The following is an 8146-nucleotide window of genomic DNA, read 5'->3' on the forward strand; positions in this document are numbered from 1 at the left end:
TGGGGGGGGTGTGTTTCCATAATCGGTTTTTTTTTGTGGGGGGGGGGGGGGGGGTTTTAATACCCCGTGCGGGGGGGGGGGCGGGGGGGGGGCTTTTGGTTTTTGGGGTTATTCCTGCGGTTGGTGGTGCCCATGGCGGCCCCACCCCCCCCCGCGCGCGGGCCCCCCCCCCGCCCGCTCGGGTTGGGGCGCCCCCCGGGGGGGGGGGGGCGCCCCTGCCGGCCCCCCCACGGTTCGCGCACCGCGTCGTCGATCACCCGCAGCAGCGTCCAGACCACCCGATCGTGCGCCCACGGATCCGTATGCGCGCCGATGCCGGTGGCCTCGGCCAGTACCTCCTCGACCAGCGCGGCCGGGGCGGGGAAGCGAATATTGGCCGCGATGCCGTCGCCGGTACCGGGCGCGGCGCCGAGCACACCCGAGAGTTGTTGCGCCAGCCAGCGCTCCACACCCTTGGCAGGTACTGCGACCACTTCGGTGGCGAACGGATCGGGCAGCGGTTCGGCGAGCACCGCCGCGAGCGCACCGGCGAGTGCGTCCGCGCGTTCGGCACGGTGGATGTGCAGCGCCATCTCCGCCCTTCCGCTCGGTCCGGTCACCGGTGTCCGCCGCATCCGCACAGCTCGGGCGGCTCTGTCGTCCACCCGTTTATACGCCCTGCCACCGACAGCACCGGGTCACCCCCCACGACGGCAGAGGACAACCCGCGGACAGGTGATCATCATCCGAATGTCCCTAGCGCTGAACGCTTCTACCCGATATTCAGTCGATCCGCACAGTGATTTAGCGCACATGAGTCACCGACACGCGGCCGGATGGCCGGGATCCGGCGGAGGCGCTGTGTCACAGTGCAACCCCGGGAGGAACGGGTTACCGCACGAAAGGCTGGTTCGCGTCGATGAAAGCGCTGGTTGTTCCCCTGATACCGAGAGACGGATTCACCGTCCGCCGCTCCGGGGACCGGTGGGAGCTGGTCAACTCCCGGCATTACGGGCGGACCGTCGTTCTGCATTCGTGGCCTCGTGACCAGCACACCGAGGCGTTCGAGCACTGCTATCGCCTCAACGGCCGCCCGGTGGCCGATCTGAAGGCCGCGGCCCGGGTGCACTAGCGGATCACCGAAAACGTGCGCGCCGAGCGCCGATGTGACAAGGTGTTTCCTCGTGCGTTACCCCCTGCTCACCGGTGCTGCGCCCCGCGTGGCCGCACCCGCCACCGTCCTGGCCGCCGCCGCGATCATGTTCGCCGGTGTGCCCGCCGGCCTGCCCGCGGCCGATGCCGTACCACTCGCGCACACCCAGGGTTGCGCGCACGGTTTCGACTGCGATCTCGCCGCCCGTATCGAAACCGTCAACTCGTATCTCGATTCGCGACCGGGTGTCACCGGCTATGTGATCCGTGATCGCAACACCGGGGCCGTCTACGCCAGCCCGCACGCCGAGGACATGGTGTGGACAGCGTCGACGATCAAACTCGCCATCGCGCAGGATCTGCTCAACCGGGCCCGCGTCGGCGCCATCGCCCTGCCGCCGGAGGATCGTGGGCTCATCGAGCAGATGCTGTCGACGTCCAACGACCAGGCCACCGATATCCTCTGGAACAAATACGCGGGCCTGGACCGGATGGCTTTCAACAACGCCTTCCGCGCCAACGGCATGACCAGCCTGGCCCCGCAGCCCTCACCCAATCCCGGGCCGCACTGGGCATTCCAGAAGTCCACCGCCGCCGACCTCGACCGGCTCATGTCCAGCGTCCTGGACCGGATGCATCCCGACGACCGCGGCTACCTGCTGGATCTCATGCGCCGTGTCGACTCGAATCAGCACTGGGGCGTGTGGGGCGCGGGTGCGGCGATGCGGCCCGGCCTGAAGAACGGCTGGTCCGACGAACAGGGCGGCTGGGTGGTGAACTCGGTCGGTTTCGCCGGTCCGGGCGAGCGCTACACCCTGGCGATCATGACCGCGATGAACGGTGAAGGCGGCTACCAGGAAGGCGCCGAAACCGATACCACCGTCGCCGAATACCTGCTGTCCGGCCGCTGAACCACCGCGACCGAACCCCCTTTCCCAAGCGCCCGGAACCGGCCTTCCCGTTCGACACGGGGCCGGCGCCGGGCGCTTCGGTGTCTCAGGCGAGACGCCGCAACCGCATCGGGGCGTCGTCCCGCGGGAACGGAATCGTGGTGAAACCCCAGGGCATACGGTAGTTCGCCGGGAAGCTCCACTCGTAATCGCGCACCAGGGCAGAGATGATCGTCTTCACCTCGAAGGTGCCGAAGTGCATACCGATGCACTTGTGCGAGCCGGCGCCGAACGGCATCCACGCGAGCCGGTGCGATTTATCCTCGCGCCGCTCGTCGGAGAACCGCAGCGGATCGAAAACCTCGGGGTCGGTCCACAATTCGGCGAGCAGATGGTTGACCTGATAGCCGAGGTCCACCGGGGTCCCGGCCGGGATGTAGTGCCCGCAGATCTCGGTATCGCGGACGGCGCGGCGCACCATACCGGGCACCGGCGGCATCAATCGCAAACTTTCCTTCACCACCAGGTCCAGGTTGCGCAAGGTATCCAGATCGGCGATCGACGGTGAATCGTTCCCCAGATCCAGCGCCAGTACCTCCTCGCGCACCTTCTGCTGCCAGTCCGGGTGTTTGCCGAGGTAATAGGCGACCGCGGTGGCGGTGGTGGTCGTGGTGTCGTGCGCGGCCATGATCAGGAAGATCATATGGTTCACCACGTCGTCGTCGCTGAACACCGAACCGTCCTCGGCGCGTGCGTGGCACAGGCCGGAGAAGAAATCCGGGGCATCGCTGCGCCGTTTCCGGGGCAGCATCCCGCGGAAGTACTCCTCGAGAACTTTGCGGCCGCGCAACCCGGCACGCCATTTGCCGCCGGGCACATTGTGGCGCACCAGTGCGAGCCCGGCGTGGGTGCAGGCCACGAAGGCGTCGGTGAGTTTCCGGCGCTCCTCGCCCACTTCGAGTGCCATGAAGGTTTCGCCGGCGATATCCAGTGCCAGCTCCTTGATGGCAGGAAACAGCTGTACCGTCCGGCTCGCCCCCGCCCCTTCGGGAACCCAGCGGCCGATTGCCGACCGGACGGCCGGTGTCAGTTCGGCCAGATGCGCTTCCAGGCGTTCCCGGGTGAATGCCTGCTGCATGATGCGCCGGTGGAACATATGCTCGTCGAATTCGAGCAGCAGCAGGCCGCGCCGGAAGAACGGGCCGATGAAATAGTCCCAGCCCTGCCCGAAATCGCGGCGGCGCCGGCCGACCACTTCGTCGACCGCCTCCGGCCCGGCGGCGAAGACCCGCTCCATCCCCATCGAACTGTTGAGGGTGACCGGACCGAACCTGCGGTACCGGTCCAGCATCTCGGCCGGACCCCAGCGCATGTAGTGGAGGGTGCGGCCCAGATAGGGCAGGCCACCGTCGCCACGTACAGGGACGGTATCGTTCGTGCTCGGCGGGGTGGCCAGGGTTCGCGGCCGCTCGGGGACCTGCAGCAGCAGCCGGTCGAGTACCTGACGCCGCGGTATTTCGATGAGCGCCGAATTCTCGGTATCGGTGCGCGCCCGCGATCCTCGCGTGGCGGCACGGTCGACGGTGACCATGGCGGAACCTCCTGAGAGATAGCACCCATCCTATTCTCTTTGTTGCAACAGGCTGGATGGTTTCGACCGAATCGGTACCCGCCGGCCTTCCCCGAGACCGCCGCGCGATCGCTATCGTGGTGAGTTGCCACACCACCACCATGAACAACGGCGTCGGACTGTGTCCTCGACGGGTACTGCTACTACCGTGTGCGTTGTCGGACATGATCATCACGGGCAGCACCGGCCCACCGCTGGCGAGGAGCGACCATGAGCACGCAACCTGTTGGGAACGACCGGCACCGCGTCGTGGTGATCGGATCCGGATTCGGCGGCCTGTTCGGGACCAAACACCTCAAGCGGGCCGATGTCGATGTCACCCTCATCTCCAAGAGCACGACCCACCTGTTCCAGCCCCTGCTCTACCAGGTGGCCACCGGAATCCTGTCCGTCGGCGAGATCGCGCCCGCGACCCGGCTGGTGCTCCGGAAACAGAAGAACGCCCGCGTACTACTGGGCGAGGTCACCGATATCGATCTGACGGAGCGCACCGTCACCTCGGTATTGCTCGGCGAGTCCACCGTGACCCCCTACGACAGCCTGATCGTCGCGACCGGCGCACAGCAGTCGTATTTCGGCAACGACCAGTTCGCCACCTTCGCCCCCGGTATGAAAACCATCGACGACGCCCTCGAACTCCGCGGCCGTATCCTCGGCTCCTTCGAACAGGCGGAGGTCGCGCGGACGCAGGAGGAACGCGACCGGCTGCTCACGTTCGTAGTGGTGGGCGCCGGCCCGACCGGGGTCGAACTGGCGGGACAGATCGCCGAACTGTCCGACCGCACACTCGAAGGCACATTCCACAACATCGATCCGCGGGACGCCCGGGTGATCCTGGTCGAAGGCGCGGGAGCCGTACTCGGCCCCATGGGCCCGAAACTGGGTGGAAAGGCGCAGCGCCGGCTCGAATCCATGGGTGTCGAGATCCAGCTGAACGCGCTGGTGACCGATGTCGACGCGCACGGTGTGACGGTGAAGGACAAGGACGGCACCACCCGGCGGATCGAATCGGCCTGCAAGGTGTGGTCCGCCGGCGTGCAGGCAAGCCCGCTGGGGAAGATGCTGGCCGACCGCTCCGCCGGTACCGAAGTGGACCGTGCGGGCCGGGTGGTGGTGGAACCGGACCTCACCATCAAAGGGCATCCCAACGTCTTCGTCGTCGGCGATCTGATGTCGGTTCCCGGTGTCCCAGGCCAGGCCCAGGGCGCGATCCAGGGCGCCACCTACGCCGCGAAGCAGATCAAGGCCGAGGTGGCGGGCAAACAGACCCCGCAGGACCGCAGGCAGTTCAAATACTTCAACAAGGGCAGTATGGCGACGATCTCGCGGTTCAGCGCGGTCTGCCAGGTGGGCAAACTGGAATTCGGCGGGTTCATCGCCTGGCTGGCCTGGCTGGCGCTGCACCTGTACTACCTCGTCGGCTACCGCAGCCGGATCATCACGATCATCCAGTGGTTCGTGACCTTCCTCGGCCGCGGCCGCGGCCAGATGGCGGCCACCGAACAGTGGATATTAGCGCGGCTCGCGCGGGAGGCGGTGTACGGCGACAGCGAAGAGGGCGAGGAAATCGTGCGCGGTGCGGCCGGACGGCGGCCACCGGGCTCTTCGCAGGCGAATCCCGTCGGCAACGGGGTCGCCACCCCGGCCGACAAACCGGGGGGCGATCGTAAGGTCGGCTGACCGGCCGACATCCCAGGCGCCGAGCCCTTCCGGAGCTAATATCGGGCAAACCGACAAATTCCGGAGAAAGGCGACCATGGGTAAGCACAGGGCTCCCGGTGTCACCCGGCGCGCTACCGGATCGGTCGTCGCGGCGGGCGCGGTCCCGCTCATCGCGACACTGATCGGCGCCGGTACAGCCAATGCCGAAACACTCCCCGCTCCACCCTCGCTCCCGGCACTCCCCGCTCTGCCCGCACTCCCGGCGGGCCTCCTGCCACCGGCTCCCACCCCGGCCCTGGACACCGCGGCAGCCCGAACCGCACCCGACCCGGCGCCGCCCACCGCACCCGACGCCCCGGCCCCCGCCGCGCCGGTCGCGAACCCTTTCCCCACGCCCGCCGGGTCGATACCCGCCCCCACGGCAGCAACCGTCCTCCCCGCGCCGGTCGCGGACCTTTTCACCACGCCGGCAGCCCCGGCCCCGGGCCCCATCGACGTGTCGGCCGACCCGGCGCCCGCCCCGCTGGCTGCCCCCGTTATCCCGGCACCCATGGCAAACCTTTTCGGCACGCCGGCGACCGCAGCGCCCCTGGACGCACCGGCCGCCCCAGCCCCCCTCGTCACGTCGGCCGTTCCGACGCCCGGTCCACTTGCCACATCCACGGATCCAGCAACCCGCCCGCTCGCCCCGGCGCCCACCTCGCCAGCGGCACCCGTTATCCGCACACCGATGGCAGATCTGTTCACCGGGCCTACCGATCCGGCATCCGGACCGGTCGCCCCCGGCGGCGCACCGGACCCGGTAACGGCGGCAACCGGCGCGGTGCAGGACGCCGTCCGGTCGGTGACCGATGCGATAGGCGCGGCCGCCGCACCGCTGACCCGGCAGGTCCCCGCGATCGCACCACCGGCCGCGCTCGCCGATCCGGGTATTCCGCCGCTGTCCGAACCTGCCTATCTCACGCCCCGAGGGTCGCTCCCTGCCGCTCGAACGACCGTCCCCGGGGCGCCGATCGACGCACCGCCGGGCACTCTGCGGATCGGCGACTTCGTCATCGCCGTACCGTTCGACGCCGGGCCGGTCAACCAGGGCGCCGAGCAGGCCGAGGACCAGGTGTCGACCTACCTCGATTCGATGGGTGTGGAGCCCGCACGGTCGGATCGGCTGGCCGCTCAGGCATTGGGTAATGCCGTCGTCGGCGCGGCCATCGCCAACGCCGTAGCCGCACCGGTCGCCATTCCCTTCGGAATGCTCGGCGCCGCATTGGGTTTCGTGGCGGGTATACCGTTTCTGCCAACCGGTCTCGTGGTCGGTCCCGTTCTCGGTGCCGCGGTCGGGTACAGCGTCGTCGCGGTACCCGCCATGATCGCCGGAGCCGCGCTCGGTGCGGCATACGGTGTAACCGACGGTTTCACCACCCCGCTGCTCGGCGCAGCCCAGCCGTGATACCGGTGTCCGGTCCATTCCTGCGGCCGGGCATCGGGCGGCCCGTGGACCCGAGCGGCCCACAACGGGCACCGAAAACTCGAAACAACGGACCGGCGTCCTGCGCCGGGCACTGTGCTCGTCCGTATCCGATCACCACCGGCACATCGCACCGTCCGATCGGCCGCAGGACCCGGCCGTGGTCGCATCCTCCCGGCACCGCAAATCAACCGCTATCTGCGTGTCGCGACGCTCCCGCTACCGGTTCGGGAGCGGATTGCCCAGCGGGCTGAACAGTACGATCCCATCCGGGAGGCGTTCCGGTCCGAATGTCGGGCAAACCGACAATTTCCCGGAGAAAGGCGACCATGGGTAAGCACAGAGCTACCGGTCCGGCTCGGCGGGCTGCGGGATCGGTGGTAGCGGCGGGCGCGGTTCCGCTCATCGCGACACTGATCGGCGCCGGTACGGCCAATGCCGAAGCACTCCCCGCTCCACCCGCGTCACCCCCGATTCCCGCTCTACCGGCGAATCCGCTCCAACCGGCATTCGCGGCACCCGATCCGGTCCGCGATCTCACCACCGCCGTCGACGAAGCAACCCGGGTGGCCGTACGGTCCGCCACCGATACATTCGGGATGGCGACGGCCCCGTTCCTCCCCGCTCCGGCACCCGCTTCGGTGGCCGAACCGGTCCCCACCCCGGCGACCAGGGCGGTGCCCCAACACGCCTACCTCGCTCCCCAGGGTGAACTGCACGCTCCGATGCCGGTGGCGCCGGTCGCGCCGATCGAGGCTCCACCCGGCAAGCTCCGGATCGGCAACGTGGTGATGGATGCCCCGCCGTTCGATGTCCGGGAGATCAATACCGGCGCCGCGCAGGCGGAAGCGCAGGTGGCGACGTTCTACGATTCGGTGGGCGTGGAACGCAGCCGGTCGGACCGGATGGCCGCGCAGACCGTGGGTTCCGCGGCCATCGGCGCCTCGGTCGCCAATACGCTGGCCTCTCCGATCGCGACCACCTCCGCGATGGTCGGCGCGGTCGCCGGGTTGATCTCCGGTATTCCGTTCCTGCCGATCGGCCTCGTCGTGGGCCCGGTACTCGGCGCGGCCATCGGCTACGCGGTGATCGCGGCACCCGCGATGGCGGTCGGAGCGGCGGTCGGTGGCGCGATCGGCGCGGCCGAGGGGTACACCGCGGCACCGTACGGCGCGCCACCTCAGTGATAGCCGGTGTCCGCCGGGATGCGCCCGACGGACACCCGAACGCCCCGCGTCGCGCATTCCCTCGAAAGGCCCGGCGCGAAAGCGCAGGCAACCGGCGGTCGATGGGCGGCCCCCGGGCGCCGCCCCCGCGCCCGGCGCGGGGGGGGGCGCGCCCCGCCCCGCGGGGCAGCGGCCCCGCGGG

At 69.1% G+C, this 8146-nt stretch carries 6 protein-coding genes and 1 pseudogene; 5 read left to right on the top strand and 2 right to left on the bottom strand.

Annotated elements, in window-relative coordinates; all coding sequences use genetic code 11:
• Positions 1 to 227: 227 nt before the first annotated feature.
• A pseudogene (locus QH195_RS34665) lies at positions 228 to 572 on the bottom strand (exodeoxyribonuclease V subunit gamma); the annotation flags it as partial.
• A 326-nt stretch (positions 573 to 898) separates the two neighbouring features.
• On the opposite strand from QH195_RS34665, the gene QH195_RS34670 reads away from it, so the two are divergent.
• Both QH195_RS34670 and QH195_RS34675 read left to right on the top strand, forming a co-directional pair.
• Positions 899 to 1111, top strand: a complete 213-nt coding sequence (locus tag QH195_RS34670) for a hypothetical protein (protein ID WP_033241993.1) — start codon at positions 899 to 901, stop codon at positions 1109 to 1111.
• A gap of 52 nt (positions 1112 to 1163) precedes the next feature.
• The gene (locus tag QH195_RS34675) at positions 1164 to 2042 is read left to right on the top strand and encodes a serine hydrolase (RefSeq protein WP_280422890.1); all 879 of its coding nucleotides are present in this window, start codon (positions 1164 to 1166) and stop codon (positions 2040 to 2042) included.
• A gap of 85 nt (positions 2043 to 2127) precedes the next feature.
• On the opposite strand, the gene QH195_RS34680 is transcribed toward QH195_RS34675, so the two are convergent.
• Complete coding sequence (locus QH195_RS34680) at positions 2128 to 3612, bottom strand: cytochrome P450 (RefSeq protein ID WP_280438495.1); 1485 nt, start codon at positions 3610 to 3612, stop codon at positions 2128 to 2130.
• 249 nt (positions 3613 to 3861) lie between these two features.
• On the opposite strand from QH195_RS34680, the gene QH195_RS34685 reads away from it, so the two are divergent.
• The 3 genes from QH195_RS34685 (at position 3862) to QH195_RS34695 (ending at position 7965) form a co-directional block, all read left to right on the top strand.
• Positions 3862 to 5331 carry an NAD(P)/FAD-dependent oxidoreductase gene (locus QH195_RS34685; protein ID WP_280438496.1) on the top strand — a complete coding sequence of 490 codons (1470 nt, stop codon included), beginning with the start codon at positions 3862 to 3864 and terminating at the stop codon, positions 5329 to 5331.
• A gap of 712 nt (positions 5332 to 6043) precedes the next feature.
• Positions 6044 to 6760 (top strand): hypothetical protein, encoded by a 717-nt coding sequence (locus tag QH195_RS34690; RefSeq protein ID WP_280438497.1) that lies wholly within the window; start codon positions 6044 to 6046, stop codon positions 6758 to 6760.
• Between the two features lie 347 nt (positions 6761 to 7107).
• The gene (locus tag QH195_RS34695; protein WP_280422894.1) at positions 7108 to 7965 is read left to right on the top strand and encodes a hypothetical protein; all 858 of its coding nucleotides are present in this window, start codon (positions 7108 to 7110) and stop codon (positions 7963 to 7965) included.
• Positions 7966 to 8146 lie beyond the last annotated feature (181 nt).

The sequence above is a fragment of the Nocardia carnea genome (assembly GCF_029868855.1).
In the GTDB taxonomy this organism is placed as follows: Bacteria; Actinomycetota; Actinomycetes; order Mycobacteriales; family Mycobacteriaceae; genus Nocardia; species Nocardia carnea_A.